The sequence below is a fragment of the Myceligenerans halotolerans genome, assembly GCF_054782975.1.
Window position 1 is genome coordinate 488,795 of sequence record NZ_BAAGRL010000006.1, and the last position, 26,063, is coordinate 514,857.

20 protein-coding genes and 1 tRNA gene are annotated in these 26,063 nt (G+C 70.5%); 10 read left to right on the forward strand and 11 right to left on the reverse strand.

Features of this window, described 5'->3' with window-relative positions; translation table 11 throughout:
• Positions 1-86: 86 nt before the first annotated feature.
• Positions 87-689, forward strand: a complete 603-nt coding sequence (locus ACYVK5_RS05420) for a GDSL-type esterase/lipase family protein (RefSeq protein ID WP_460702564.1) — start codon at positions 87-89, stop codon at positions 687-689.
• Between the two features lie 56 nt (positions 690-745).
• On the opposite strand, the gene ACYVK5_RS05425 is transcribed toward ACYVK5_RS05420, so the two are convergent.
• From ACYVK5_RS05425 to ACYVK5_RS05435, 3 genes are all read right to left on the reverse strand, one after another.
• Complete coding sequence (locus ACYVK5_RS05425; protein ID WP_460702566.1) at positions 746-4,489, reverse strand: multifunctional oxoglutarate decarboxylase/oxoglutarate dehydrogenase thiamine pyrophosphate-binding subunit/dihydrolipoyllysine-residue succinyltransferase subunit; 3,744 nt, start codon at positions 4,487-4,489, stop codon at positions 746-748.
• A 439-nt stretch (positions 4,490-4,928) separates the two neighbouring features.
• On the reverse strand, positions 4,929-6,080 hold the full coding sequence (locus ACYVK5_RS05430) for a sensor histidine kinase (protein WP_460702569.1): 1,152 nt from the start codon (positions 6,078-6,080) through the stop codon (positions 4,929-4,931).
• Between the two features lie 4 nt (positions 6,081-6,084).
• Positions 6,085-6,858 (reverse strand): response regulator transcription factor, encoded by a 774-nt coding sequence (locus tag ACYVK5_RS05435; protein WP_460702571.1) that lies wholly within the window; start codon positions 6,856-6,858, stop codon positions 6,085-6,087.
• A 178-nt stretch (positions 6,859-7,036) separates the two neighbouring features.
• On the opposite strand from ACYVK5_RS05435, the gene ACYVK5_RS05440 reads away from it, so the two are divergent.
• From ACYVK5_RS05440 to ACYVK5_RS05450, 3 genes are all read left to right on the forward strand, one after another.
• Entirely contained in the window at positions 7,037-8,440 is a 1,404-nt protein-coding gene (locus ACYVK5_RS05440; RefSeq protein WP_460702573.1) for a hemolysin family protein, read from the forward strand.
• Entirely contained in the window at positions 8,437-9,525 is a 1,089-nt protein-coding gene (locus tag ACYVK5_RS05445) for a hemolysin family protein (protein WP_460702575.1), read from the forward strand. The genes ACYVK5_RS05440 and ACYVK5_RS05445 overlap by 4 nt, the downstream gene beginning before the upstream one ends.
• A 347-nt stretch (positions 9,526-9,872) precedes the next feature.
• Positions 9,873-10,631: a M15 family metallopeptidase gene (locus ACYVK5_RS05450; RefSeq protein ID WP_460702577.1), complete on the forward strand. Its 759-nt coding sequence runs from the start codon at positions 9,873-9,875 to the stop codon at positions 10,629-10,631.
• Positions 10,632-10,733: 102 nt separating this feature from the next.
• Here the strand turns inward: ACYVK5_RS05450 and ACYVK5_RS05455 are convergent, their stop codons facing one another.
• The 5 genes from ACYVK5_RS05455 to ACYVK5_RS05475 all read right to left on the reverse strand — a co-directional run bounded on the left by ACYVK5_RS05455 (position 10,734) and on the right by ACYVK5_RS05475 (position 14,375).
• Complete coding sequence (locus ACYVK5_RS05455) at positions 10,734-11,399, reverse strand: CYTH domain-containing protein (RefSeq protein WP_460702579.1); 666 nt, start codon at positions 11,397-11,399, stop codon at positions 10,734-10,736.
• 102 nt (positions 11,400-11,501) lie between these two features.
• Positions 11,502-12,098 carry an STM3941 family protein gene (locus ACYVK5_RS05460; protein WP_460702581.1) on the reverse strand — a complete coding sequence of 199 codons (597 nt, stop codon included), beginning with the start codon at positions 12,096-12,098 and terminating at the stop codon, positions 11,502-11,504.
• 178 nt (positions 12,099-12,276) lie between these two features.
• Positions 12,277-12,349, reverse strand: a tRNA-Arg gene (locus ACYVK5_RS05465).
• A gap of 227 nt (positions 12,350-12,576) precedes the next feature.
• Positions 12,577-13,800, reverse strand: a complete 1,224-nt coding sequence (locus ACYVK5_RS05470) for a hypothetical protein (RefSeq protein ID WP_460702583.1) — start codon at positions 13,798-13,800, stop codon at positions 12,577-12,579.
• Positions 13,797-14,375: a SigE family RNA polymerase sigma factor gene (locus ACYVK5_RS05475; RefSeq protein ID WP_460702585.1), complete on the reverse strand. Its 579-nt coding sequence runs from the start codon at positions 14,373-14,375 to the stop codon at positions 13,797-13,799. The genes ACYVK5_RS05470 and ACYVK5_RS05475 overlap by 4 nt, the downstream gene beginning before the upstream one ends.
• 243 nt (positions 14,376-14,618) lie before the next feature.
• Here ACYVK5_RS05475 and ACYVK5_RS05480 point away from each other — a divergent pair, with 243 nt between their 5' ends.
• The 4 genes from ACYVK5_RS05480 (at position 14,619) to lysA (ending at position 20,229) form a co-directional block, all read left to right on the forward strand.
• Positions 14,619-15,215, forward strand: a complete 597-nt coding sequence (locus ACYVK5_RS05480; RefSeq protein WP_460702587.1) for a SigE family RNA polymerase sigma factor — start codon at positions 14,619-14,621, stop codon at positions 15,213-15,215.
• On the forward strand, positions 15,212-16,849 hold the full coding sequence (locus ACYVK5_RS05485; protein ID WP_460702589.1) for a hypothetical protein: 1,638 nt from the start codon (positions 15,212-15,214) through the stop codon (positions 16,847-16,849). Before ACYVK5_RS05480 ends, ACYVK5_RS05485 begins: the two co-directional genes overlap by 4 nt.
• 111 nt (positions 16,850-16,960) lie before the next feature.
• Positions 16,961-18,649, forward strand: a complete 1,689-nt coding sequence (gene argS, locus ACYVK5_RS05490) for an arginine--tRNA ligase (RefSeq protein ID WP_460702591.1) — start codon at positions 16,961-16,963, stop codon at positions 18,647-18,649.
• A gap of 227 nt (positions 18,650-18,876) precedes the next feature.
• Positions 18,877-20,229, forward strand: coding sequence for a diaminopimelate decarboxylase (gene lysA / locus ACYVK5_RS05495; protein ID WP_460702982.1), 1,353 nt, complete (start codon positions 18,877-18,879; stop codon positions 20,227-20,229).
• Between the two features lie 34 nt (positions 20,230-20,263).
• Here the strand turns inward: lysA and ACYVK5_RS05500 are convergent, their stop codons facing one another.
• Complete coding sequence (locus tag ACYVK5_RS05500) at positions 20,264-21,241, reverse strand: HAD family hydrolase (protein ID WP_460702593.1); 978 nt, start codon at positions 21,239-21,241, stop codon at positions 20,264-20,266.
• Between the two features lie 276 nt (positions 21,242-21,517).
• Here ACYVK5_RS05500 and ACYVK5_RS05505 point away from each other — a divergent pair, with 276 nt between their 5' ends.
• Complete coding sequence (locus tag ACYVK5_RS05505) at positions 21,518-23,131, forward strand: hypothetical protein (RefSeq protein ID WP_460702594.1); 1,614 nt, start codon at positions 21,518-21,520, stop codon at positions 23,129-23,131.
• 9 nt (positions 23,132-23,140) lie between these two features.
• The gene (locus ACYVK5_RS05510; protein ID WP_460702596.1) at positions 23,141-23,593 is read left to right on the forward strand and encodes a PPC domain-containing DNA-binding protein; all 453 of its coding nucleotides are present in this window, start codon (positions 23,141-23,143) and stop codon (positions 23,591-23,593) included.
• Positions 23,594-23,628: 35 nt separating this feature from the next.
• Here ACYVK5_RS05510 and ACYVK5_RS05515 read toward each other — a convergent pair whose 3' ends face one another.
• Together ACYVK5_RS05515 and ACYVK5_RS05520 are read right to left on the reverse strand one after the other, a co-directional pair.
• Entirely contained in the window at positions 23,629-24,459 is an 831-nt protein-coding gene (locus ACYVK5_RS05515; RefSeq protein ID WP_460702598.1) for an alpha/beta hydrolase, read from the reverse strand.
• A gap of 588 nt (positions 24,460-25,047) precedes the next feature.
• Positions 25,048-25,830, reverse strand: a complete 783-nt coding sequence (locus ACYVK5_RS05520) for a TetR/AcrR family transcriptional regulator (protein WP_460702600.1) — start codon at positions 25,828-25,830, stop codon at positions 25,048-25,050.
• Between the last annotated feature and the right edge of the window lie 233 nt (positions 25,831-26,063).

Consider the following 26,063-nt stretch of genomic DNA (forward strand, 5'->3'; position numbering starts at 1 on the left):
ACCGACAATGGGCAGGCCGGGAACGCGGCATCCGAGGAGCGCAGCCCGAGGAGCGGCAGGATGAGTGCTGAGGCAAGGAGAGGTCCGTGCAGGAACGCCAGGTGCGCATCTGTGTCGTCGGCGACGAGCTGGCCACCGGTGTCGGCGACGCGAGAGCGCTCGGCTGGACCGGTCGCGTCGTGGCCCGGACGAGCTTCGGCCGGCCCGCGATGGTCTTCACGCTCGCCATCCCGGGCGAGACGTCGACGCAGCTCAGCGCCCGCTGGGAGGCGGAGACCGCCGCACGCTTCGGTACCGAGCACGAGGTCGAGAACCGTCTCGTGGTCGCACTCGGACGGCACGACGTCGCCGCCGGCCTGTCCGTCGCGCGCTCGCGGCTGAACCTGGCGAACATCCTCGACGTCGCGGAGGCGAACCGGACACCCACGTTCGTCGTCGGCCCGCCGCCCGGGACGCCCGACCAGGGCGACCGGATCGCCGAGCTGTCCGACGCGTTCGCCGACGTCGCGAGCCGGCGCCGCGTGCCGTACGTGGACACGTACACGCCGCTCGCGTCCCACGAGCAGTGGCTCGCGGACCTGGCGCAGAACGGCACCACCTATCCGGGGCAGGCGGGCTACGGGCTCATGGCCTGGCTCGTCCTCCACACGGGCTGGCACTCCTGGCTGGGCCTTCCCCAGGACGACTGACGACACGAGGAAGCCCACCGCCCCCGAAGGGGTGGTGGGCTTCCTCGTGTCCCGGGTCAGCGGGTGAAGGCCGCCTCGAGGAGGTGCTTCTGCTGGGCCTGGTGGAGCTTGGCCGTGCCGGCCGCCGTGGAGGCCGACGCGCCGCGGCTGATCACCTTGACGTAGGGGAGGTCACTCGGCAGCGCCAGGTGGATGTACGACCACGCCCCCTGGTTCTGCGGCTCGTCCTGCACCCACACGGTCTCGGCCTGCGGGTACTTCGCGATCTCCGCGCGGATCTGCTCCTCCGGGAACGGGTAGAGCTGCTCCAGGCGGACGAGCGCCACGCCCTCGTCGCCGCGCTTGGCGCGCTCCGCGAGGAGGTCGTAGTACACGCGGCCCGTGCAGAGGATCAGCCGCTCGACCTTCGCGGGGTCGGCGGAGGTGTCGCTCAGCACCGGCTGGAACGTGCCCGCCGTGAAGTCCTCGACGGCCGACGCCGCCGCCTTGAGCCGCAGCAGCTGCTTCGGCGTGAACACCACGAGCGGGCGGCGCGGGCGGGCGTACGCCTGGCGGCGCAGCAGGTGGAAGTACGACGCCGGCGTGCTGGGCTGCGCGATCGTCATGTTGTTCTCCGCGCCGAGCTGCAGGAAGCGCTCGACGCGGGCCGACGAGTGGTCCGGCCCCTGCCCCTCGTAGCCGTGCGGCAGCAGCATGACCGCCGACGACGACTGGCCCCACTTCTGCTCCGCGGACGAGATGAACTCGTCGATCACGGTCTGGGCGCCGTTGACGAAGTCGCCGAACTGCGCCTCCCAGAGCACCAGCGCGTCCGGGCGCTCCACCGAGTAGCCGTACTCGAACCCGAGGGCCGCGTACTCGCTGAGGGAGGAGTCGTACACCCAGAACTTCGCCTGGTCCGGCGTGAGGTACAGCAGCGGCGTCCACTCGGCGCCGGTCTCGCGGTCGTGCAGCACGGCGTGGCGCTGCACGAACGTGCCGCGGCGGGAGTCCTGGCCGGCGAGGCGCACCGGGGTGCCCTCGATGAGCAGCGAGCCGAAGGCCACGAGCTCACCGAAGCCCCAGTCGATGCCGCCGTCCTTGGACATGATCTCGCGGGTCTCGAGCAGCTTGGCCAGCTTCGGGTGGACGTTGAAGCCCTCCGGCGGCGCGGTGTGCACCGAGCCGATGCGCTGCAACACGTCGTGGCTGATCGCCGTCTGCCAGCCGACCATCGTGCCGGCGTCCTCGAGCTGCGCCTCGGGGCGCTCCAGGCCGGCGACGAGCTCGGACTGCGGTGCCGGGGTGAAGTCGGCCTTCGTCTCGGTGAAGACCCGCTCGAGCTGCTTCTGGTAGTCCTGCAGCGCGGCCTCGGCCTCCTCGACCGTGATGTCGCCCCGCGCGACGAGGTTCTCCGTGTACAGCTTGCGCACGGACCGCTTCGCCTCGATGAGGTTGTACATCATGGGCTGGGTCATCGAAGGGTCGTCGCCCTCGTTGTGCCCGCGGCGGCGGTAGCAGATCAGGTCCACGATGACGTCCTGGCCGAACTGCTCGCGGAACGCGAAGGCGAGCTCGGCGACGCGGACGACGGCCTCCGGGTCGTCGCCGTTCACGTGGAAGACCGGGACCTGGTAGCCCTTGGCGACGTCGGTGGCGTAGGTGGTCGACCGCGACGACTGCGGGCCGGTGGTGAAGCCCACCTGGTTGTTCACGATGACGTGGATGGTGCCGCCGGTGCGGTACCCGCGCAGCTGCGCGAGGTTGAGGACCTCGGGCACCACTCCCTGGCCGGCGAATGCGGCGTCACCGTGCACCAGGATCGGCAGCACGGAGAAGCCGTCGGCGCCCAGGTCGATGCGGTCCTGCTTGGCGCGGACGATGCCCTCGAGCACGGGGTCCACCGCCTCGAGGTGTGACGGGTTGGCCGCGAGGTACACCTTGGTGGTCGCGCCGGACTCGGCGGTGAAGGTGCCCTCGGTGCCCAGGTGGTACTTCACGTCGCCCGAACCCTGCACGGACTTCGGGTCGATCTGGCCCTCGAACTCCTTGAAGATCTGGGCGTAGCTCTTGCCCGCGATGTTCGCCAGCACGTTGAGCCGCCCGCGGTGGGCCATACCGAGCCCGACCTCGTCCAGCCCGCCCTCGGCGGCCCGCGACAGGATCGCGTCGAGCAGCGGGATGAGCGACTCGCCGCCCTCCAGGGAGAAGCGCTTCTGGCCGACGTACTTGGTCTGCAGGAACGTCTCGAACGCCTCGGCGGAGTTCAGGCGGCGCAGGATCCGCAGCTGGTCCTCGCGCGGGGTCTTCGCGTAGCTCGACTCCAGGCGCTCCTGGAGCCACTTGCGCTGGGCCACGTCGGCGATGTGCATGTACTCCACGCCGATGGAGCGGCAGTAGGAGTCACGCAGCAGGCCGAGGATGTCGCGCAGCTTCATCTTGGCCTTGGGGCCGAAGCCGGCGGTGGGGAAGACGCGGTCCAGGTCCCACAGCGTCATGCCGTGGTTCTGGATGTCCAGGTCCGGGTGCTTGCGCTGGCGGTAGGCGAGCGGGTCGGTGTCCGACATGAGGTGGCCGCGCGAGCGGAACGCCTGGATGATCTCGGCGATCTTGGCCGGCTTGGCAGCCTCGACGTCGGTGTCGACGGTGTTGTCGCGCACCCAGCGCACCGGCTCGTACGGGACACGCAGCGCGGCGAAGACGCGGTCGTAGAAGCCGTCGAGGCCGAGCAGCTTCTCGGAGATGATCTTGAGGAACTCGCCGGACTGCGCACCCTGGATGATGCGGTGGTCGTACGTCGAGGTGATCGTCATGACCTTGGAGATGCCCATGCGCGCGAGCTGCTCGTCCGACGCGCCCGCGAACTCGGCGGGGTAGTCCATGGCGCCGACGCCCACGATGGTGCCCTGGCCCTGCATGAGGCGCGGCACGGAGTGCACCGTCCCGATGCCGCCCGGGTTGGTGAGCGAGACGGTGGTGCCCTGGAAGTCCGGGACGCCGAGCTTGCCGCCGCGAGCCTTGCGGACGAGGTCCTCGTAGGCCGCGACGAACTCGGCGAAGTCGAGCTCCTCGGCCTTCTTGATGCTCGGCACCAGGAGCTGCCGGGAGCCGTCCGGCTTGGCGAGGTCGATGGCGAGGCCGAAGCCGACGTGCGCGGGCTGGTTGACGCCCGGCTTGCCGTCGACCGTCTCGTAGTGCGAGTTCATCACGGGCATGTCGCTCAGCGCCTCGACCAGCGCGTAGCCGATCAGGTGGGTGAACGAGACCTTGCCGCCGCGGCCGCGCTTGAGGTGGTTGTTGATGACGATGCGGTTGTCCACCATGAGCTTGGCGGGCACCGCGCGTACCGACGTCGCGGTCGGGACCTCGAGCGAGGACTCCATGTTGGTCACGACGCGCGCGGCGGGACCACGCAGCTTCTGCACGTCGTCGACGGCGTCGTCGTAGTGGGGCTTGGGCTGCAGCAGTGACTGGCCGTAGTCCTGCACGGCCGGGGTGGCGACGGGCGGGGCCGCGGCGGTGACCTTGGGGTCCGCCGGGATGGCCTTCTCCACCGGCGGCTGTGCCGCCTCGGCCGCCGCGGTGCCCTGGCTGCCCGACGGCGTCTTCGGCTGGGCGGGCGTGGGCGGCGGGGGGCCGGTCTGCGCGGTGGCCGCCGGCGCCGACTGCGTGTCGGCCGCCTTGCGAGTGCTGTCCGGCGACGGCGTGTAGTCCTCGAAGAACTCCCACCACGCGGGGTCGACGGCGTTCTTGTCCTTCAGATACTGCTGGTAGAGCTCGTCGACGAGCCATTCATTGGCTCCGAACGACGAGCTCGCCACGCTGATCGACTCTGAACCAGCTTTAGGGGACACGCGCGGATCGCCCACCTTCACCCATAGATTCTGCGCTCTGTGAGGGTGCCGGCCCTGACCGGTCACGGCCTCAGTCCGATGGTTTCGGACAGCACAAGGGTATGCCTTGGGAGCCCGGAAGCGGGTGTGACGTCCGCGGTCCCGCGCGGTCCGAAGCGCGCCATCGCCGATGCTTCGTCATGAAGTCTGCTCCACAGGCAAAAAGTGGGCAACATTCGTTCTGGAACCCGTCAATGCCGTGTTTCCGCAGCGCGGCCAGGGCGGACAATCCCTGGTCCGTGTGACGGAAATCACGGCCCCGTGGGGTTGTTCTCCGCGCCCGATGTCTTGACACGTCAGCTCCTCGCGGGCACACGACGATGATGCCGGCAGCCCCGCGCCGGCATCGCCCGCAGCCGGTCCGTCCCTACTCGGCGCCGAGACGTTCGGCCGCGACCCCGGGCGCCGGGTGCGCGCGCGCCGGGAGCGTGACGCGCATCGTCGCACCCTCGCGGGAATCGGCCACCTCGACGTGCCCGCCGTGCAGCTCGACCGCCCAGCGGACGATCGCCAGCCCGATCCCGGTGCCGCCGCTCGCCGGCGGCGTGCCGCCCGCCGGCCCCGCCGCGCTCTCCGTGCCGGTCCCCGCCACGGCCGCCGTCGTCCCCGGGCTCACCGCCGTGCCGCGCGCGAACCGCTGGAAGATGCGCTCCCGGTCCTCCGGGGCGATGCCGGGGCCCTGGTCGCTGACCTCCAGCACGACCGTGTCGTCGACCGGGTAGGCGTCCATGCGGACGTCACCGTCCCGGGGGGAGTGCCGGATCGCGTTCTGGAGCAGGTTCGTCAGTACCTGGTGCAGCCGCTCGCGGTCGGCCTCGATCGCCAGGTTCGGGGGCGTCACGTCGATGATGTAGTGCAGGTCCTTGGCGGCGTCGACCATCTGGAGGCCGTCCGCGCACTCCTCCATCAGGTCGCCGACGTCGAACTCCGACACGGACAGCGCCGACGCGCCCGCCTCGAGGCGGGACAGGTCCAGCAGGTACGTGACCAGGCGCGTCAACCGCTCGGTCTGCGCGTGCGCCTGCTCGAGCATCGCGGGCGTGGCCGGGACGACGCCGTCGACCATGTTCTCGAGCTGTGCCTGCAGCGCCGCCACGGGCGTGCGCAGCTCGTGCGACACGTTCGCGATGAGGTCGCGCCGCGTCTGCTCCACCGACGCCAGGTCCTCGGACATCTGGTTGAACGTGGCGGCCAGCTGGCCCACCTCGTCATGGCTCGTCGCGCGCACCCGGATCGTGTAGTCGCCGTCGGCCATCGCCTGCACGGCGTGCGTCATCTCCCGCAGCGGCGAGGTCATCCCGCGTGCCAGGAACTGGGTCAGGACCAGCGACAGCAGGATCGCCACGGGGAACGTGCGGCTCGGGCCCATCTCGAGCTGCAGGCCGAGCCACGTGATCATCACCGCGAGCGTCACCGTCGCGGCGACGAGGATGCCGAGCTTGATCTTGATGGAATGCAGGGGGTCCAGCGGGCGGACGTCGCGAAGGGTGCGTGCGACGCCGGGCAGCCTCCGGTTCATCGCGTCAGGCCGTCGGCGGTTCGAACGCGTACCCCACGCCGTGGACGGTCCGGATCAGATCCGAGCCCAGCTTCCTGCGCAGCGCCTTGATGTGCGAGTCCACGGTGCGGGTGCCGCTGGCGTCCGCCCAGTCCCAGACCTCGGCCAGCAGGCGCTCGCGCGTGAGCACCGTCTTGGGGGAGGAGGCCAGCATGACGAGCAGCTCGAACTCCGTGGGCGTCAGGTGGATCTCCTCGCTGCCGCGGTAGACCCGGCGCTGCGCGCGGTCGACCGTGACGTCGCCCATCGCCATCGGCGGCTCCGACGGCGTGGAGGCGGCCGCCTGGGCCGCGCGGTCCACGCGCCGCAGCAGGGCCTTGAGGCGGGCGACGAGCTCGCGCATGGAGAAGGGCTTGGTCATGTAGTCGTCGGCGCCGACGCCGAGCCCGACGAGCATGTCCGTCTCGTCGTCGCGGGCCGTGAGCATGAGGATGGGCACCGGCTGCTCGGCCTGGATGCGTCGCGTCACCTCGAGCCCGTCGATCCCCGGAAGCATCACGTCGAGCACGATGGCGTCCGGGCGCAGCCGCATGGCGGCGTCGACCCCGGACAGACCGTCCCGCGCGACCTCGACCCGCCAGCCCTCGGCGGACAGCCGCTGGGCGATCGCGGTGGCGATGGTCGGTTCGTCCTCCACCACGAGGATGGTGGCGCTCTGCTGGCCAGTACCGGTGGCGCCCGACGAGGCGAGGTCGGGGCGGGCGGGGCTGCCCGGCTGCTGCGGCGTACCTGAAGACATGGGTCCATCTTGCACCCCTCAGCCTGAAAGGATGCTGAACCCGGGCCGGAAGTGGCCCGGTCGTGTCACGAGTGCCCCGAGAGCCGGTCTCGCGCTCGTCCGCTGCACGCCTCCTCTTTGTCTGCTACTGACGCTACGATCGGCTCACGATGATCGAGCACCATTCCCGGAGCCCCCGATGACCGTCGACTGGATCATGGTCGCCGTCGGGGTGCTCCTCACCGCAGGTACCGCAATCTTCGTGGCAGGCGAGTTCTCCCTGGTCACCCTCGACCCCGCGGTCGTCGGTGACGACGAGGAGGGGGACAGACCCGGCCCTTCCGCCACTCCCGCGCGGCCGGGACGCCGTGACCGTGCCGTCCGTGCCGCGCTGAAGTCCCTCTCCACCGAGCTCAGCTCCGCCCAGGTCGGCATCACGATGACCACGATCCTGCTCGGGTACACGGCGCAGCCCGCGCTGGTGAACCTGCTGCTCGCGGGATTCGGCGACTTCCCGATGGCCGAGGCCGTCGGTCTGGCCCTCGCGACGGTGCTCGCCCTCATCCTGGTGAACGGCTTCTCCATGCTGTTCGGCGAGCTGATCCCCAAGAACTTCGCCCTGTCGGTGCCCCTCGCCGCCGCGCGCCTCGTCATCCCGCTGCAGCGGGTGTTCACCGTGCTCTTCAAGCCGGTGATCCTGGTTCTCAACGGGTCCGCCAACGCGCTGCTCCGACGGGTCGGCGTCGAGCCGCGCGAGGAACTGTCCGGCGCCCGGTCGGCCACGGAGCTCGCCTCCCTGGTGCGCCGGTCGGCGGCCGAGGGCACGCTCGGGAAGTCCGTCGCGCAGCTCCTCACCAACTCGATCGAGCTCCATGAACTCAGCGCCAACGACGTCATGACGGACCGCATGCGCATGATCGTGGTCGAGCGCGACGCCACCGCGGCCGACGTCGTCCGCCTCGCCATGAACACCGGGCACTCCCGGTTCCCGGTGATCGGCCAGGACCGGGACGACGTCGTCGGCCTCGTGAACCTGCGCCGTGCCGTCGGCGTCCCCCACGAGCGCAGGGCCGAGGTCCCGGCCACCGCGCTCATGGTCGACGCCCCGCGCGTGCCCGAGACCGTGGGGCTCGGGCCGCTGCTCGTCGAGCTGCGGGACCTGGGACTGCAGATGGCCGTCGTGGTCGACGAGTACGGCGGGACCTCCGGGGTGGTCACCCTCGAGGACGTCGTGGAGGAACTCGTCGGGGAGGTCGCCGACGAGCACGACCGGCGCCGCGCCGGCGTCGTGCGCGCGCCCGGCGACGAATGGGTGGTACCCGCCGTCCTGCGGCCCGACGAGCTGGAGGAGAACACCGGCGTCGTCGTCCCCGAGGGAGCCGCGTACGAGACGCTCGGGGGCCTCGTCATGGCTGAGCTCGGGCGCGTGCCCCGCGCCGGCGACGAGGTGACGGTGCCCGGCGCGACCTTGCGCGTCGAGGCGATGGACGGCCGCAGGATCGAGCGCGTCCGGGTCCGCCCCGCGCCCCGCGACGGAGCGGGCGACATCGCGCCCGAGGCCGCCCTCGGGCACCGCCGCCCCAGGAAGGAGGCGCGGAGATGAGCACCACCACGGCGATCGTCATCGCCCTCGTCCTGCTGGCGGGCAACGCCTTCTTCGTCGGTGCGGAGTTCGCCGTGCTGTCGGCGAAGCGGTCCCAGATCGAGCCGCTCGCCGCCGCGGGGAACCGCCGCGCGCAGACCGTGCTGTGGGCCATGGAGCACGTCTCGCTCATGCTGGCGTGCGCACAGCTCGGCGTGACCGTGTGCTCCACGGGGCTCGGCATGGTGGCCGAGCCGGCGCTCGCGCACATGCTCGAGGTGCCGCTGCACGCGCTTGGCGTGGAGGCGCTGGCCCACCCGATCGCCATGGCGATCGCGCTGGCCATCGTCGTGTACCTGCACGTGGTGCTCGGCGAGATGGTGCCGAAGAACCTGGCGGTGTCGACGCCGGAGAAGGCGGTGCTGTGGTTCGGGCCGCCGCTCGTGCTGCTGGCCCGTGTCGTGCGGCCGATCATCGTGGCGCTGAACTGGCTCGCCAACCACGCCGTGCGCCTGTCAGGCGTCGAGCCGCGGGACGAGGTCGCCTCCGCGTTCACGGCCGAGGAGGTGCAGTCGATCGTGGAGCACTCCCAGGCCGAGGGCGTGCTGCAGGACGACCTGGGCCTGCTGTCGGGTGCGCTGGAGTTCTCCGAGAAGACCGCCCGCGACGTCATGGTCCCGGTCGGTTCGCTGGTCACGCTCACCGAGGGGGTGACGCCCGACGACGTCGAGCGGCTGGTGGCCGAGCACGGCTTCTCGCGCTTCCCGGTGCTGGCGACGGGCATCCCCGAGGACAACGGCACGCCGGCGGCCCAGGGCGGGGCCGCGGCCGACGACGAACGCCTGATCGGGTACCTGCACCTGAAGGACGTGCTGTACGCGGCGGGCGAGGCGCGGACCGAGCCCGTGGCGCTCTGGCGCGTGCGCGCGCTGGCGAGCGTGCGGCCGGGCGACGAGGTGGAGGACGCGCTGCGGGTGATGCAGCGCTCCGGGGCGCACCTGGCGCGGGTCGTCGGGGAGGGCGGCGAACTGCAGGGTGTCGTGTTCCTGGAGGACATCCTCGAGGAGCTCGTCGGCGAGGTGCGGGACGCGATGCAGCGGCGGTGACGTCCGGCCTGGCGGGGGCGGGGACGTGCGCACGGGCGCGGGCGGGGATGCGCACCTGGGCGCGGACGGGGGGACGCGCGCCTGGGCGCGGACGGGGACACGCGAGGGTGCGGAGCGGGTGAGAACGGCATTTCGTGTATGAGTGTCGTGCCCGGCTTGGCACGGATGCGAGCTGCCCGCTAGGGTCGAAGCCGGATGACGACGGCCGCGTTGGGGGGTGCGGCAGCGACCTCGGAGGAGCAGTGGAGCCAGCGGCTGGTGCAGGCGCATCGCCTGCCTACCCCACCCGGCGTGCCCGGCGCGAAGCGCTGGAGCGGAGCCAGGCGGTCCGTCGGGGAGCCCGCCTGGTGCGGAGCGGCCGTCCGGCACGGGCCTCCGGGGACGGGACGCGGATCGCTCCCGCGCAGAGGTTCCTGTCCCGCACCGCGGTGCTCGGCACCCTGGCGGCCGCCACGATCGGGGCGCCGCTCAGCCAGCAGCCGGAGCGGAGCGGCGAGTCGCCCTTCGAGGTCGCGGCCGATCCGACCGGGCCCTCACCGCTCGACCTCGTCACCGACCCGACCACCGCGCCCCGTGCGTCGGAGAACGTGATGGCCGCGCCGAGGATCGAGCGCACCGAGACACGTTCCGCCAGTCGCGACGCCGAGCGCAGCCCGCTGCCCGGGTGCGACTTCGACGCCCCCGTGGACGGTGGCAACGGGCTGCTCGCCGACCACTCGCTGTGCGAGCTGTGGCAGGACGACGAGCGGCTGAGGCCCGACGCCGCGGTCGCCCTGTCCGCCCTCAACGGGGCCTTCCGCGCGCAGTTCGGGCGCGACATGTGCCTGGTGGCGAGCTATCGGGACCTGGACACGCAGTATGCGGTGAAGGCCCAGCTCGGCTACTGGGCCGCCTCGCCCGGCACCTCGAACCACGGCTGGGGGCTCGCGGTCGACATCTGCAAGCAGGAGACCAGCAACAGCGAGATCTACTCCTGGATGTGGGCGAACGCGCCCGCGTACGGCTGGCAGAACCCGGCATGGGCCCAGGTGGGCGGCGAGAAGTACGAGCCCTGGCACTGGGAGTACGTCGACGGAGTGCGGGAACTCGGACTCTGGAACGGCTGACGCGGTTCGTCACCGAGCCGGCCCGGTCGAGCGCGACGTCGCGCTCGACCGGCCGGTGAGGGCCAGGATCGGCACGCGGAGGGTGGCCGTAGTACTGGCCCGTCAGCTCGTGCTGAGGCGCGAGTTGGGGCCGAAGTCCTGGCGGAAGCGCGGACCCTGCGCGGTGAGCTCTGTGTCGAACGCCGCCGACCAGGAGCCGTAGGGCCGCATGGCGAGGGAGTCGTTGGAGAAGCGGGCGTCGTCGGTGATCTCCGTGACGCAGAAGTCAGGGATCTGGAGGCTCGTGACCGGCCGGGAACGCTCGCACTCGGCGATGATCAGCGGGTGGTTGGCGCCGCCGAACACGTCGATCGACCAGCCGTCCGCGCCGAGCCACGCGGCATAGCGCGTCTTGACCACGAGGTGCCCGCCGCGCCGGACCAGCTCGACGGCGATGCTCGGGTCGAGGGGGCGCTCCGCCTCGTAGCGGGTGCCGCCGACGGCCGGTCCCTTGACGGTCACTGCGGCGAAGTCGATCTCCGACGCATGCTCGCGGAGGATGCTGCCCGCGTCGATGGCGGGTTCCTGCGGCGTCTCGATGTCGCTCGCCTGGACGCGGACCCGGAGCGCGTAGCCGTCGTCCGCCACGAAGTAGGACTGGACGATGAGAGCCGGTGCGTCGCGGAGCGTGCGCGGGAAGTCCCGCACGAAGAAGCGCCTCTCGAACTCGAAGTCGCGGTAGCCGGTGTCCTGGCCGAGGTCGTGGCCGGCCTTGTCGAGGTCGCTCATGGCAGTTCCCCTGTCGCCCATGTCAGGTCCTGTGAGGAAGTCTACACAAGCAGAGGCAATCGTTGTCCACCCCTGTCCGTGATGCCTGGTCCGGCCCTCCGGCTACCCCTTCGCGACGTGCGGTGCGAGGGTCGCCCTGATCTCCTCCGCGGAGGCGTCGATGCTGCCCGGCTTCAGGACCACCGGCGTGCCCGTGAGGCGCAGGTTCGTCGCCGCGGCCAGGCGCCGGACGGGCGTGCGCTGGCGGCGGACGACGGCGCCGGGGTCCACGACGTCGACGACGACCACCGCACGGCCGGCGAGGCTCGTGTCCCGGACGCCGGTCACCTCGGACCACTCGACGCGTTCGACGCCGAGGTTGGGCAGCCAGTCGGTGAAGCCCTCGTCGTCGACGATGAGCACGGGCCAGCTCGCCACCAGCATGCGGCGTACCGCGATGAGGCCCGCGCCGAGTGCCATGAGAGCGCCGACCGCCCCCGCGCAGGTGACGACGAGTGCCGTGGGCGAGGGCTCGGTCTGCGCCGCGTCGAAGCCGACGACGGCGGCCGCGCCGCACACGACCGTCAGCACGAGTGCGGCGATCGTCAGCGTGGTGACGTGCCCGCGCGACGGGAAGAGTTCCACCCCGTCGCCGGTGGTGGGACTGGATGTGCCGGACGCGGTCGCTGTGGCCTGATCGGGTGCCGTTGCATCGGACATGTGGCGGACGATACCGGCAACTCGGTCATCGGTGTAAAGCCGGCACGGCGCTGGACGACGTGCTCAAGGGTGCATAGGCCAGCAGTGAGGCCGGGAGCGACAGGAAGAAGGTCGCCAGGGCGACCGACGAAACAGGCCGTGACCAGCGTTCGTGCTGGTCACGGCCTGTTTTCTCGGGTGCGCCTGAAGGGATTCGAACCCCCGACCTTCTGCTCCGGAGGCAGACGCTCTATCCACTGAGCTACAGGCGCGGGACCGTGGTTCGGCAGTGATAACTCACTCCCGTGACGGCCGAAACGAGACTACCAGGTGACGGGCCCGGAGAGCGCATCGATAGCTGTGACGAGCGTCGTGCCCGGCGGCGGCCGGTGCGCACGTGCGTACCGGCCGCCGCCGGACATGGGCACCGAACCGCGGCTACCGGCCGCCAGCACTCGTCGCTCACCGCGAGGAGCCAGTGGTCATCGATGATCCAGGGTCACGGATCCACGCGGACCGTCCCTGCGATCTGGCGGAGCAGAGCGGCCCCGTCCTCGTCGTCCACTAGGCCGATGGTGAGAGTGACGACCGTTCCCGCCGTGAGTCGTACGTCCACTTGTGCATCGATCGCGGGCCGGTCGGACCACGGGTGGTGGGCGAGTTCCGACCTCACCAGGATCGCCTTTGCACCGGAGGTCTCCAAGCGGTGCTGTGCCTGGTCGGTCGTCATGGGCCCTGGCGAGCTCAGCCTCCCGAAGGATACGAACTCGCCCGGGGGCGCGTACCCCTCTTCGCCGACATGCCAGTCGTTCGGCACCGCCACGGTGACGGAACCCTCACGCAGCGTCTGCCAGCCCTCAGGGATCTCCTGGTCGGCCTCCTGCCAGAGAGGGACATCCGTCAGCGGCGTGGCACGGTGCGCCTTCTCGGTGAATGTGAGGGTGCCGAGCAGCTTCACCAGTGTGTCCTGGTCGTCCAGCGTGTCGAGGCCCGTCGCGACGACGGCGTAACCTCTGCCGTCGGCGGCCCGGAGCAGGAGCTCGGCCGAGTCGAGCGACATGCCGTCGTAGACCGGGCCCTGGAGGGATGCCACCGCGAGATCCGACCCGTCCACGGGGAAGAGTGCCCTCGCTCCCTGCCTGAGTGCCCAGCCCTGTGGCGGGTTGTCCGGCGAGAGGCTCTCGACCAAGGCCGACTCGGCTGCGATCACGTGGGCACCGCCTGGGCCGGCGAGACGGATCGTCTCGTCCTGCCGCCAGAGGAACGCGTACCGGGTGGCCTGCACCGGATCCCCGGGGTACGGCTCCTCCGGCACCTCGCTCCACCCGTCGGGCAGCGCGAACCGCAGCCCGCTCACCTTGTGCGATACCCACCCCTCCGGTACGACACCCGGCTGAACACCGTCGAGGACGGGTAGCCGTCCCATCGTCAGGTCGTCGGCGAACGGACCCGTGGTCGGCCTGCCCTCCGGTGTCGGGCTCACGGAGGGGACGGGGTCCGCGGGCACCGGCGTCGTCGTAGACGTCCCGTACAGCCAGGCGCCACCGGCGACCGCCGCCGCCGCGAGGGCGCCGCCCCCGGCCTGGAGCGCACGCCGTGTGCGGCCCCGGCGCGCCGCGGTCCGGGCCAGGGCGCGTCCGTCGAGGTCGAGGGGTCCGGTCTGGGCGGCCGAGGCCCGGAGGAGGTCGATCAGAGCTTCGTCGGAGTGCCTCTGAGAGGTCATCGTGCCGTCCCCTTCCGCTGGGTCGTGTTCTCCGAGGAGGGCTCGTCGTCGAGCACCGTGCGCAGGCGCGCCAGCCCGCGGGACGCTGCGGACTTGACCGAGCCCGCGGACACGCCGAGTTCGGCGGCGGTGTCCGCTTCGCTGAGGTCGTACAGGTAGCGCAGCACGATCACGCGCCGTTGTGCGGGCGGCAGCGTCCGGAGCGCCCGGACCAGCTCGTCGCGGTGCAGCACGCCCGAGGTCGGGTCGGGAGTCCGCGCGTCCCACAGCTCGGCCGGGTCCGCCAGCGTCTCCCGGCGTCGCTTGCGCCAGCCGTCGATCCGCGCGTTGACGACGATCCGCCGTGCGTACGCCTCCGGATTGCCGTCGGCCACGCGGCCCCAAGCGAGGTAGGTCCGCTCCAGGGCCTGCTGGACGAGGTCGCGGGCGCGGTGCTCGTCGCCGGTGAGCAGGAACGCGAGGCGAGACAGCATCGGTGTCGCGCCTTCGGCGAAGGCGGTGAAGCGCTCGGTCTTGCCGCCTGTCGTGCGCACCGCAACGCGTGGCGCCGCGCCGGCGGCGGTCCGAGGACTCATCCGGTGCACCGCCTGATTGTCGATTGATTCATGGAAGGGAGACGGGTACGTCCGCGGAAAGGTTGTCATGATGATCCAGTGGCTCGGCGGGTCTCCCGCTCTCGAGGGATCGAGCGCCGCGATATCTCCGGTGCCCAGGCAACCTTTCCTCGGCCGGGTGCGTCTGTGTGCCGTGACTTCACGAGGATGCCGGCCCGGCCGGCGTGCGAACAGGTATGCAGGACGACGACGGAGGTGGTGGGCGTGGTGAGCGACGACGCGGCCGTCCTGGACGGAGCCACTGCCACGGTGGTGGTCACGGGCACCCGTGACGAGCGGTTCACGATGTTCGCCCGCGACCGATCACCCGAGCTGTCCCGCATCGCGTATCTGCTGTGCGGCGACGTTCACCGGGCCGCCGACCTGGTGCAACTGGCGCTCGAGCGGACGTACCGCGCCTGGAACAGGCTGGGCGACGGCGATCCGTTCGCCTACGCCCGGAAGGTGATCGCCACCGCGCGGATCGACACCTGGCGGCGGACCAGGCGCGACGTCCTGGTCGCTCCGGCCGATCTCCGCCCGGGCTCGGCATCGGACGGTACGCAGCACGTCGTCGACCGCGACGAACTGGTCCGGGCGCTGCGACAACTTCCGGCGGGCCAGCGGCGTGCCGTCGTCCTGCGGTACCTGCTGGACCGTACGGAGAAGCAGACGGCCGAGGACCTGGAGATCTCCGTGGGCGCCGTGAAGTCAGCGGCGTCGCGCGGACTCGACCGGCTGCGGCAGATCCTCGGCACGGGACATCCACGAGCAGCGACGGCGGCGAACGGCACGACCTCGCGGAAGGAGGCGCAGCGATGAAGGAACAGAGCAACGACCTGGTGCAGCTGATCCATGACGCCGCGGGCCGGGTCGGGCCCCTGGACGGGATCGACGGCGAGAGCATGGCGCATCGGACGATCCGCCGCGAGCGCGTACGGCGGCGGGCGATCGGGGGGGCCGTGGCCGTGCTGGTGGTCCTCGGTACGGCAGGGACGATCTGGTTCGCCGAAGGGCGTCCGGCGCTTCCGGCGCTTCTGCCGTGGGTGCAGGACCCGTCGGCCCCGGTCGAGGTGCGCGCGGACGGCCTGGTCTTGGAGGTGCCCGCCGGCTACGAGATGTTCAACCCGGTGGGCGACCCGATGTGGGGACCCGACCCCGTGATCCCGCACGAGTTGGACATGGAGTCCCTTCCGTCGGCCGAGTCGTGGGTCGCTGTCGAGCCGGTGGACGGTGTGCCGATGGTGGGCAGGCAGGTCGGCAACCCGGTGGTCGACACCGAGGTGCCGGGGGCGGTGTCCGCGCGGTACTCCTGGTACACCGCGGACGGCGACGAAGGGCTGATGGCGGGGGATCTCGAGGCGGACGCGGGCGACTTCGTGGGCGAGCTGGACGTGGAGCTCGCCGACGGGACGGTGGTCCGGGTCACCATGATGCTCCACGACGATGCCACGCCGCAGACCACCTTCGAGCGGCTTATCGACACGGTCCGGATCGACGAGGAGTACGACGGACCGGAGACGTCGCCGATGATTCCCCAGGCGGACCTGCCGCTCCTCGAGGCGGGTGACGTGCCCGCGTCATGGCGACAGACGGAGTTCCACGGCCTGGAGTTCGCGGTTCCCGGGGACTGGGAGACCTCGGGCGGTCCGGCCGCGGAGGAGAACCCCGGCGACACGCTGCGTTTCAAGCGGCCTGACGGCGACGTGGAGCTCTGGCTGGCGTTGGAGGAGCATCTGATGTATCTCGACAACGCCGAGATGGCCGCCGAGTATGCAGAGCTCGGCGAGGACCTTCCGTACTATCGCTTCGAGCTGCCGGGCGCGGACGTGTCGCAGGTCCGGATCGAGCGGTTCGACGACTACTACCGGGCCTACATCGAGGTGCGTCGCGCCGGCGGCAGGGGCTACACGGTGAACCTCTTCGGTGACCGCGGCGCCACGGATCTCGACGACGACCTCGCCGCGGTCGTCGGTAGCTTCGGTTTCGCCGAGGCGTCGAAGGACGGAGACCCCGCCTATGACGAGCTGGATCCCGTGGATCCGTTGCTGCAGGACCCGCCGTCGGACTGGAGGCCTGTCGAGTTCGAAGGCCTCCGGATGAGGCTGCCGGAGGACGTGAAGGGCGAGGATGGGACCTGGGGCATCTGGAACAACCACTCCGCGGACTCCTGGCAGGACCTGTCCATCGGTCTGTGGGATCTCGAAGCGTACGAGCAGCCCTTCGACCTCGATCTGAACGGGTACCGGTACGAGCCGCCCGGCACGACGCGCGGCGTCGTGACCGTCGGGACCGACGCCGAGACCGGCGAGCACTTCCTGGGGCACGCGACCTTCTGGCTGACGGCCGACGGGCGCAAGTCGTTCGAGATCTCGTACGAGGGCGCGGGAGCGACCGAGGAACGGTGGTGGCAGATCCTCGCGTCACTGGACGCGACCGATCTGGACGTGTCCTGACTGCCCGACGCCAGCCGGCGCACCCAGGTGCACCGGCCGGCGTCGGACATCACGTTCCCGGCCTGTGGAAACCGCGGGCCGCGGGTCAGACCCCGCCCGTAGAATCGTCGGGTGACCCCCACCCAGCTCTCCGGAGCACTCAGCGCTGCCCTTGCCGCGGCTGTGGCCGACGGCACCCTCCAGCTCCCCGCCGACGCGATCCCCGCGTCGGTGCACGTGGAGCGCCCCCGGCAGCGAGAGCACGGCGACTGGGCCACGAACGTCGCGCTCCAGCTCGCCAAGAAGGCCGGCACCACGCCCCGGGCGCTCGCCGAGGACCTGGCCGCGCGGCTGGGGGAGAACGCGGGGATCAAGTCGGTGGACGTCGCGGGCCCCGGCTTCCTGAACATCACGCTCGACGCCGGTGCCGCGGGCGAGCTCGCGCGCACGATCGTGGAGAAGGGCAGGGAGTACGGCCGGAACGACGCCGAGGCCGGGCTCAGGATCAACCTCGAGTTCGTGTCCGCCAACCCGACCGGGCCCATCCACATCGGCGGTGTGCGCTGGGCAGCCGTCGGCGACTCGCTCGCCCGCATCCTCCAGACGTCCGGCGCCGAGGTGGCGCGGGAGTACTACTTCAACGACCACGGCGCACAGATCGACCGGTTCTCCGGCTCCCTGCTGGCCGCCGCACAGGGCAGGCCCGCCCCGGAGGACGGCTACGGCGGCGCGTACATCGCGGAGATCGCCGATGCCGTGATCGCCGACGCGATCGCGGACGGCGACACCGACCCGCGCGAGCTGCCCGACGACGAGGCGCAGGAGGTCTTCCGCGCGCGCGGCGTCGAGCGCATGTTCGGGGAGATCAAGCAGTCCCTGCACGATTTCGGCGTCGACTTCGACGTGTACTTCCACGAGGACTCCCTGCACGAGTCCGGCGCGGTGAAGCACGCCGTCGACCGGCTCACGGCCGACGGGCGGACGTTCGAGAAGGACGGCGCGCTGTGGCTGCGCACCACCGACTTCGGGGACGACAAGGACCGCGTCATCATCAAGTCCGACGGCGAGGCCGCGTACATCGCGGGCGACATCGCCTACTACCTCGACAAGCGCGAGCGCGGCTTCGACGACGTCATCATCATGCTCGGCGCCGACCACCACGGTTACGTCGCCCGCATGATGGCCGTCTGCGCATCGTTCGGCGACACCCCGGGCAAGAACATGCAGATCCTCATCGGCCAGATGGTCAACCTGGTCCGTGACGGTCAGCCCGTGCGGATGTCGAAGCGCGCGGGCACCGTCGTGACGATCGACGACCTGGTCGACGCCGTCGGGGTCGACGCCGCGCGCTACGCGCTCGCTCGCTCGTCCGCGGACCAGAACATCGATCTCGATCTCGATCTCCTGGCGAGCCAGAAGAACGAGAACCCCGTCTACTACGTCCAGTACGCGCACTCGCGGACGTGTGCCATCGACCGGAACGCGGCCGACCGTGGCGTGCGGGTTGAGGACGCCTTCGACCCGTCGCTGCTGAGCCATGAGTCGGAGAGCAAGCTGCTGGGCCGCCTCACCGAGTACCCGCGGATCGTCGCGCAGGCCGCCGAACTGCGCGAGCCGCACCGCGTGGCCCGCTACCTCGAGGCGCTCGCCGGTGACTACCACTCCTGGTACAACGACCCGGCCGAGTTGCGTGCCAACCCGTACCCCGACGAGGCCGTGACGGACGCGCACCGCACCCGCCTCTGGCTGAACGACGCCGTCCGCACGGTCCTCGCCAACGGCCTGGACCTGCTGGGCGTGAGCGCCCCGGAGCGGATGTGAGCGGCACGGCACCGGCAGCGGGCGGCGCGTCCGAGGGGCCGGGTACGACGGCGATCGCGGGCGACACGGCCGCGGCGGGTGAACCTGGCACGACGGGTGGTCCCGGCGCGATTGCCGGACCCGGTCCGACGGCGGACGCGGCCGGGCAGGCCGGTCCCGCCGGGCTCCCCGTCGGCTCGGCGGGCGCGCCGTGGTCGAGCGGCGTCCGTCGGGGCGACGACGGTGCTGTGGAGGTCGCGGGTGTCGGTGTCGCCGAGCTCGCGGCCGACCACGGCACGCCGTCGTACATCCTCGACGAGGCGGACTTCCGTGGCCGTGCCCGCGCCTACCGGACGGCCTTCGAGGCGGCCTTCGCGACGGTGGGGACCGGCGTGGACGTGTACTACGCGGGCAAGGCGCTGCTCACCGTGGCGGTCGCGCGCTGGGCGCGCGAGGAAGGCCTGCGGGTCGACACCGCGTCGGGCGGTGAGCTGGCCGTGGCGCTGCGCGCCGGTATTCCGGGCGAGGAGATCGGGCTGCACGGCAACAACAAGTCGGACGCGGAGATCGTGCGCGCCTTCTCCCATGGCGTGGGCCGGATCATCGTCGACTCGCTCGCCGAGATCGACCGCGTCGCGGACCTCGCGGCGGAGCGCGGCGTCGTCGCGCCGGTCATGGTGCGCGTGACCACGGGCGTGCACGCCGGCGGTCACGAGTACATCTCGACCGCCCACGAGGACCAGAAGTTCGGGCTGTCGGTCAATGCGGCGTCGGGGGAGGGTGCCGGACAGCAGGCCGAGGACCCGGCGTCGTCGAGCACCGACAGTCCCGCGATGACCGCCCTGCTGCGGATCCTCGAGCGGCCGAGCCTGCGCCTGCTCGGCATCCACTCCCACATCGGCTCGCAGATCCTCGACCCGGACGGGTTCGAGGCCGCGGCCCGCGCGGTGCTGGAGCTGCGCGCGGCGCTCGCGGCCCGGACCGGCGTGCTGGTCGACGAGGTGGATCTCGGCGGTGGCTACGGCATCGCCTACCTGCCGGGCGAGGTGGCGCTGGATCCGGAGCGCGTCGCCAAGGACATCGCCTCCTCGGTGGCGGACGTGGCCGCGAGGCTCGGCACGTCGCTGCCGCGGTTCTCGATCGAGCCGGGCCGGGCGATCGTCGGCCCGGCGGGCCTGACGCTGTACACGGTCGGCACGGTCAAGCCCGTGACGGTGGGCGGGGACGACGACGAGCCGTTCACTCGGCTGTACGTCTCGGTCGACGGCGGCATGAGCGACAACATCCGGCCGGCGCTCTACGGGGCGGACTATCACGCGGAGATCGTCGGTCGCGCGTCGGAGGCGGAGCCGGTCCTGGCACGCGTGGTCGGCAAGCACTGCGAGTCCGGCGACATCGTGGTGCATCGCGTGATGCTGCCCGGCGACGTCCGGGCGGGTGACCTGCTCGCGGTCGCCGCGACCGGAGCCTACGGGCGCTCGATGGCGTCGAACTACAACATGCTGCTGCGGCCCCCGGTCGTGGCGGTGGCGAACGGCTCGTCACGGGTCCTCATCCGCCGTGAGACGGAGGAGGATCTCCTGGGGCTGGACCAGGGGTAACAGCGGACCTGGGTCGAGGCATGCCCGCGACATCTCATTCGGAGGCCCTTTGCACGGTGCCTTCGTTGCGGCGGAGTTCTTCGTCGATATGGGGGCCGCACTGCCAGTACGCGCCGATCTTGTCGACGGCGGGCCGAGTGCAGCGCTGCTGGCCGGCGCAGTCGGTCCACCATTCGCAGCGGGCGGAATTGCTCAGCCACGCGGTGGCGGAGTCGAGCGCGTAGGCGGCTCCGTCCTGCCACACCGAACCGGTGGTCTCGCCCTTGAGGTCGGCCACGGCCACCTTCACCTCATCGGTGGCGTTGCTCATCACGACCGGGGTGGCCGCCCACCGCAGCATCTCCAGATCGTTCGGCGCGTCACCCATCGAGACCGTACGACCCGGATGTACGCCCAGTTCCGCGCGCAGGTGCTCCAGCGCGGTGGCCTTTGAGAGGCCGTCGCTGGTGACATCGATCCAGTCCGGACGAGTTGCGTGCGCCGTCACGCCCAACGCCCGCAGGCCGGGTACGAACCCAGAAGCTCCCTCACCGCGCAGAGCGATTCTTGGCGTGGGAGCTGCCCACAGTCCCTCCAGGTTCGAGGGTATCTGGGTCCCAGGGAGTTCGTGGTCCGGGAACCGTGAGGTGACCCGGTAGCCGTAACCCACCACCTCGGCCGCCGCTTTCAATCGGCCGCCCACGATCGCGCGGGCCACGTGGCGCAGGGCTTTCTCTGCGGGAGCCTCCCGCTTGGCCAGCACCGTGCACTTCCCATCGGCGACACGGGCGGTGACCGCACCGTTGGACGCGACCACGTGCGCTTCGCGGATCTCAAGATCCACTACCGCCGCCAGCGCGCCCACGAGCGAACGCCCTGTTGCGAGGGCCAAGTGGTGCCCGGCTGCCTGCAGGTCGCCGATGGCCTCGACCACCCTGGGCGTCGGCTTGCATCCGGTCACCAGCAACGTGAAGTCGATATCGCTCGCGAACAGACCGGCCGTCGTCCGGCAGGCAGCGGTGGTGGTCGTCATGGTCGTGCTCCGTTGGGTCGGCTTCCAGGACTTCACCACCCTGCATTCGGCGGCTGCTGGAGAATCCGGACGGTTCCGGAAACCTCGTCCACCCGAGCCGACGGAATCTTCCGGAGATTGGAAGTTTTCGTCCCGGTGATGGCTGGCACGAGCTGGCGTCACTACCCTCGGTGAAGGAAATTGCACGTCGCAGCCATCAGGGGGACGAGCATGGTCAAGAGCGCCAGGGCGCGCCGCGACGAGCTCCGGAACGCCCTCCTCGTCCAGGGCCTCTCAATGGCGCGCGTCGCCGAGGAGTTCGGCCGGCACTTCGCGGTTCGCCCCCGTGTCGCCTGGCGATACGCGATGGGCTGGCCGCAGTGGAAGCTCGTGCAGGAGTTCCGTACTGCCAACCCCGAGCTGCCGATCGCTGAGAGCCGGGTCAGCGAGTGGGAAGCATGGCCGTTCGGCGGTACCAAGCCCTCGCTCGAAGTCTTGGGTGCGCTCGCCCTCACCTTCGGGCACGGCTGCACCCTCCAGGACTTGGTCGACGACGCGGACCGCGCACGCATGTCGCCTGGGCAGATCCTTGCGCTTGGTCCGGCAGAGGTGGTCGCTGCCGATCACCGTCATGCAGGCATGGCAGCGAGGTCCCAGACCGCCACCGACGCGAGAAGGATGAAACCCGAGATGGTCAGGGGTAGGCCGGAACCGGACCACGCGAGGGCGTTCGCAACCGTGGGCAGCATGGTGCCTCGGCTCGTGATGCCAGCGCCAGGGGTGGATGGCCGCGGGCGTTTGGAAGCACCGGCGGGTCGCTATTTCACGGGCACGACGCTCCCGGCGCAACCGGTCCGTGCCGTCGACGACGGCCGCATCGTGGCGACTCTTCCGAAGCCCAAGCAAGGCCGCGACCCGCTCGGCGGCATGGGGCGTGCCTTCGTCCTTGCCGCCGTCGAATCGCCCGATGGCGCGCCTCCGGCCCTCTACGGGATGGACGCGCGTCGAGCCCGGCGATGGGTGACCGACCCAGCAGGTGAGAACCGTCTGCTCTTCCCCCGCGCATACGAACTCGACGACCTCACCCTCGGGGTGATGTGGGCCGCGGCGAACTTCGACGCCTCACTACTCGACGACGATGCCGCACTCGAACGAACCGTGCGTACGTTGCACGTGTACGAGGAGCTTCCGAGTTCCACGGTCACTGGCGCGAGCGTGGACGACCTGTCGCCCGCGTCCCAGATGTGGCTGGGCTCGCAATTCTGCGCAGACCACATCCAGCGCCACTCACCCCGGCTGACCCAACAGCCGGACTTCTGGACTCGCGAGCAGCGTGGTGAGGAGGCCAGCGCGTGGCTTCTGTTCGAGCACAAGCTCAACTACCTGCGCGTCTACGCTGGTGATCACTCTGTCTCGCCGGAGCGCACGTTCTGCATCCCACCAGCCGTGGTGAGCACCTCACCGCGTCCCGAGCGAATCCTGCTGCTCCTCGCGGCTGCGCTCATGGAGTCCTTCACGATCACGGTCAACATCGTGACCGAACCCGAGTATGCGGCCCTACCGGGCTTCGTGACCGACGCCGGTCAGAGAGCGATCGTGGCGACCTGGGTCGGGACCGAGAGCCTGTGGCACGTCGACATACCGGACCAGCGTCTCCAACTGCGCGAGTTCTCCGACGCTCTCGCCTTCGCACGGGACCACTCGGTCTCGGCCGGGGCGACGTCGTCGGACCGTCTCCGGGCGCTTGCCCGCTATCTGGATCTGGACTGGTCGTGGCTCGTAGCTCGCTGTGCGCAGCTGGGCGACTACGGCGCGGCCGGTCTGATCTCGCCTCGTAGCCGCCTGTTGTCGACCGACGGTATCGACCGTGCGTGCCGGTTCATCGGCGCGATCACACCTGCCGATCGGTAGATTGCTCGAATGCGTAGCGCACAACTCACTCTCGGCCGGCAGTTCGTCGTGGCCTTCGATCATGGTGATGACTTCTTCACCGCGCTTGGCGATTTCTGCGAGCAGAACGAGGTCCGGCAGGGCTTCGTCCGATTCATCGCTGGATTCCGTGACGTCGACCTGGTCGGGACGTGCGACAAGCTTGAGAACCCGGACGCCCCGGTCTGGTCCAAGGTGCACCTGGAGAACGCCGAGGCGCACGGTAGCGGTGACCTGGCCTGGGACGATGCCGCTGGCAAGGTGGCCCCGCACATCCACGTCTCCGCTGGACTCAAGGCGCACAGCGCCAACGGGTATTCCAGCCACCTGCTGGGCGCTACGGTCCAGTTCCTCACGGAAATGCACGTGATCGAGGTGGTCTCGCCTCAGTTCAACCGTGTACGTGACCCGAGCCTGTACGACGCGCCGCTCCTCAGGTTCTGATCAGCCCGCCGCGTCTTCACTGCTGTGTTCACCAATCAGCCGCGAACAGAGATCCAGTCCGAGACGGCCTGGATCACCAGCGCCTGCCACTCCTGGGACTGCGGGTTCAGGTAGGTGGGGTCGCCGTCGACGGCGAACCCGTGCTGCGCCCCCTCGATCTTGAGCAGTTCCAACTGGGCGTTGAGCTGCGGCATCGCGGCAAGGGTCCCGTCGATCGGCACCAGCGTGTCCGCCGTTCCATGCACGACGAGTATGGGCGCCTTGATCTGATGCAGGACGGTGTGCGGCTGGAGCCAGAACAGCTCGTTGTAGATCGCCCGGCCGTGCCGGAACGTCGGCGAGTGCTGGATGAACCCTTGCTCACTGAGTTCTGTTGCCTTGTCGGCGTCGATGCGGTCGTCGTGCCAGTAGGGGCGGGAGTCGATCGTCCGCTTCTTGTAGTCGATCTGCGGGCAGAGCATGACCAGCCGCTCGACGTCGTCGGGCCGCTTGGCCGCGTAGTAGCCGCAGATCCCGCCGCCGAAGCTCTGGCCGATCAGGGATGTACGCGACACGCCAGCGGCGTCGCGCACGAACTCGAGTGCCGACCGAATGTCGTTCAAGACTCCGGCGAGCGTCAGCTCCTCCTGGCGGCCCCCGGACTCACCGTGCCCGCGAAAGTCGAACCGCAGAGCTGCCACGCCCGCTTCGGCAAGCCCCGCGGCCTTTCTGTCGAAGAAACCCGCCTCGTGCCGCGTCACCCCGCCGCCATGCACCTGAACGACCGCGATCTCCGGCGGCGACTCGGGCAAGATCAGATCACCCACGAGTGCCAACCCGTCCAGCGACCGAAAGACGACCCTGGACTCCTGCACGCCCTCGCTCATCGTGATCCCCCTGCGTCGGACGAAGGACCTGGCATGCTGTCAGTGCGCATCGTCGCTCTCACGCTGCCGACCGTAAGGTGCCATGGTCAAGAGCACAAGACCTCTCCTCATGGCCGCCCGCTGTCGGCCGACGCCTCGACCTGGCGTGCCGGTTCATCGGCGCGATCACCCCTACAGATCGCCTAGTGTCCTGTGCCTGGAATTCGGGACATCGTTCCGCTGGCCTCGCAGCGAATCGCGGTCTCGATTCGGTTCCTGCTGCCGAACTGCAGTCGCAGCCCGGTTCCCGCCGCCGAACCGCAGTCCGACGTCGGCATTGACCGCCGAGCCGCAGGGACACGCCGACAGTTCGAGATTTTGTCGGCGTGTCCCTGCGTTTCGGCAGCGGGAACCGGGCTGAGGTTGCGGTTCGGCAGCAGGCCCTGGCTTGAGGTTGCGGTTCGCCGACCACCGGAAGCTGTGACCCGACTTCTTCACCGAACTTGTGACCAGACTTCTTCACCGCACTTCAGACGCGGGACGCTCGATTGCTCGAATCATCGAGGCAATAGAACGGGGTCCAGCCGGTGAGCTGGTGACGGCACCCGCTCACGTCGGCGCGGGAATGCCGAGATCCGCGCCCAGGCGGGTGGCGACCTCGTCGTACCAGCGGCCGGTGTCGCTGACGCTCCCGACGAGATGCCCGAACAGCTCGAACGACACCGTCCCGAACAGCTGGCTCCAGGCCATGAGCGTGCGGACCACCGACTCGGTCGCCACATCCTCGGGGACCAGGCCGCGCTGGACAGCGAAGTCCCGGGCGCTCGCGACGAGGTCACCGACGCCGCCACCACCACCGACGCCGCCACCACCACCGACGCCGCCGCCACCACCGTCGTCGCGAGTGCCCGCGGCATCTGAGGGCGCGGGGATCGGCCGCGCGCCGCGCGCGTACGCGTCCCCGGCGATCCGCACCAGCACCCGGATGACGCGGGTGGCCGGCTCCACCGTGTCCTGCGGCGCGGCGTAGCCCGGGATCGGCGTGCCGTACAGGAGGGCGAAATCCCCGGGCCGCTCGACGCACCAGGCGCGTAGCGCGCGGCACGCGGCGAGCCATCGGCCGCCGGTGTCCTCTCGCGCGACGTCGGCGTCCGCCCGTTCGACCGCCTCCCCGAGCTCCCCGTAGGAGTCGATGAGCAGCCTGGTCAGGAGCGCGTCGCGGCTCGGGAAGTACCGGTAGACGGCTGACGACACCATGCCGACATCGCGGGCGACGGCGCGCAGGGACAGCTCCGCCGGGCCGTCGGAGTGCAGCCGTGCGCGCGCGGCGTCGAGGATCTCCTGCGTCAACGTCTCACGTGCCAGGGCGCGCGCCGTACGGGGTGCGGTCATCCACCCAGGTTGCCACCAGAGAGCGCTGCACGCAAAGAAGATCACTGCTCTTGACAGAGAGCGGTGTTCCCGCCATGCTGCTCGAAACGAGAGCACCGCTCTCGGCGGCTGTGGTCGGGGGTTTTCCGTGTGGTCGGTCAATCACTTGACCGACCACACGGAAAACCCCCGACCACCCGCCCGGCGCACCCACCCGATCCGCCAGCCACCCCAGCCCACGCCACCCCAGGAGT

Excerpts from the sequence above, each read along its gene's own strand:
- ACYVK5_RS05505 (WP_460702594.1), top strand. The coding sequence starts at position 21,518 with ATGGCGCGCGTCGCCGAGGAGTTCGGCCGGCACTTCGCGGTTCGCCCC.
- ACYVK5_RS05485 (WP_460702589.1), top strand. The coding sequence starts at position 15,212 with ATGAAGGAACAGAGCAACGACCTGGTGCAGCTGATCCATGACGCCGCG.
- ACYVK5_RS05460 (WP_460702581.1), bottom strand. The coding sequence starts at position 12,098 with ATGTCCGATGCAACGGCACCCGATCAGGCCACAGCGACCGCGTCCGGC.
- ACYVK5_RS05430 (WP_460702569.1), bottom strand. The coding sequence starts at position 6,080 with ATGAACCGGAGGCTGCCCGGCGTCGCACGCACCCTTCGCGACGTCCGC.
- ACYVK5_RS05440 (WP_460702573.1), top strand. The coding sequence starts at position 7,037 with ATGACCGTCGACTGGATCATGGTCGCCGTCGGGGTGCTCCTCACCGCA.
- ACYVK5_RS05475 (WP_460702585.1), bottom strand. The coding sequence starts at position 14,375 with ATGAGTCCTCGGACCGCCGCCGGCGCGGCGCCACGCGTTGCGGTGCGC.
- ACYVK5_RS05510 (WP_460702596.1), top strand. The coding sequence starts at position 23,141 with ATGCGTAGCGCACAACTCACTCTCGGCCGGCAGTTCGTCGTGGCCTTC.
- ACYVK5_RS05515 (WP_460702598.1), bottom strand. The coding sequence starts at position 24,459 with ATGAGCGAGGGCGTGCAGGAGTCCAGGGTCGTCTTTCGGTCGCTGGAC.
- ACYVK5_RS05445 (WP_460702575.1), top strand. The coding sequence starts at position 8,437 with ATGAGCACCACCACGGCGATCGTCATCGCCCTCGTCCTGCTGGCGGGC.
- ACYVK5_RS05500 (WP_460702593.1), bottom strand. The coding sequence starts at position 21,241 with ATGACGACCACCACCGCTGCCTGCCGGACGACGGCCGGTCTGTTCGCG.
- ACYVK5_RS05520 (WP_460702600.1), bottom strand. The coding sequence starts at position 25,830 with ATGACCGCACCCCGTACGGCGCGCGCCCTGGCACGTGAGACGTTGACG.
- ACYVK5_RS05435 (WP_460702571.1), bottom strand. The coding sequence starts at position 6,858 with ATGTCTTCAGGTACGCCGCAGCAGCCGGGCAGCCCCGCCCGCCCCGAC.
- ACYVK5_RS05470 (WP_460702583.1), bottom strand. The coding sequence starts at position 13,800 with ATGACCTCTCAGAGGCACTCCGACGAAGCTCTGATCGACCTCCTCCGG.
- ACYVK5_RS05455 (WP_460702579.1), bottom strand. The coding sequence starts at position 11,399 with ATGAGCGACCTCGACAAGGCCGGCCACGACCTCGGCCAGGACACCGGC.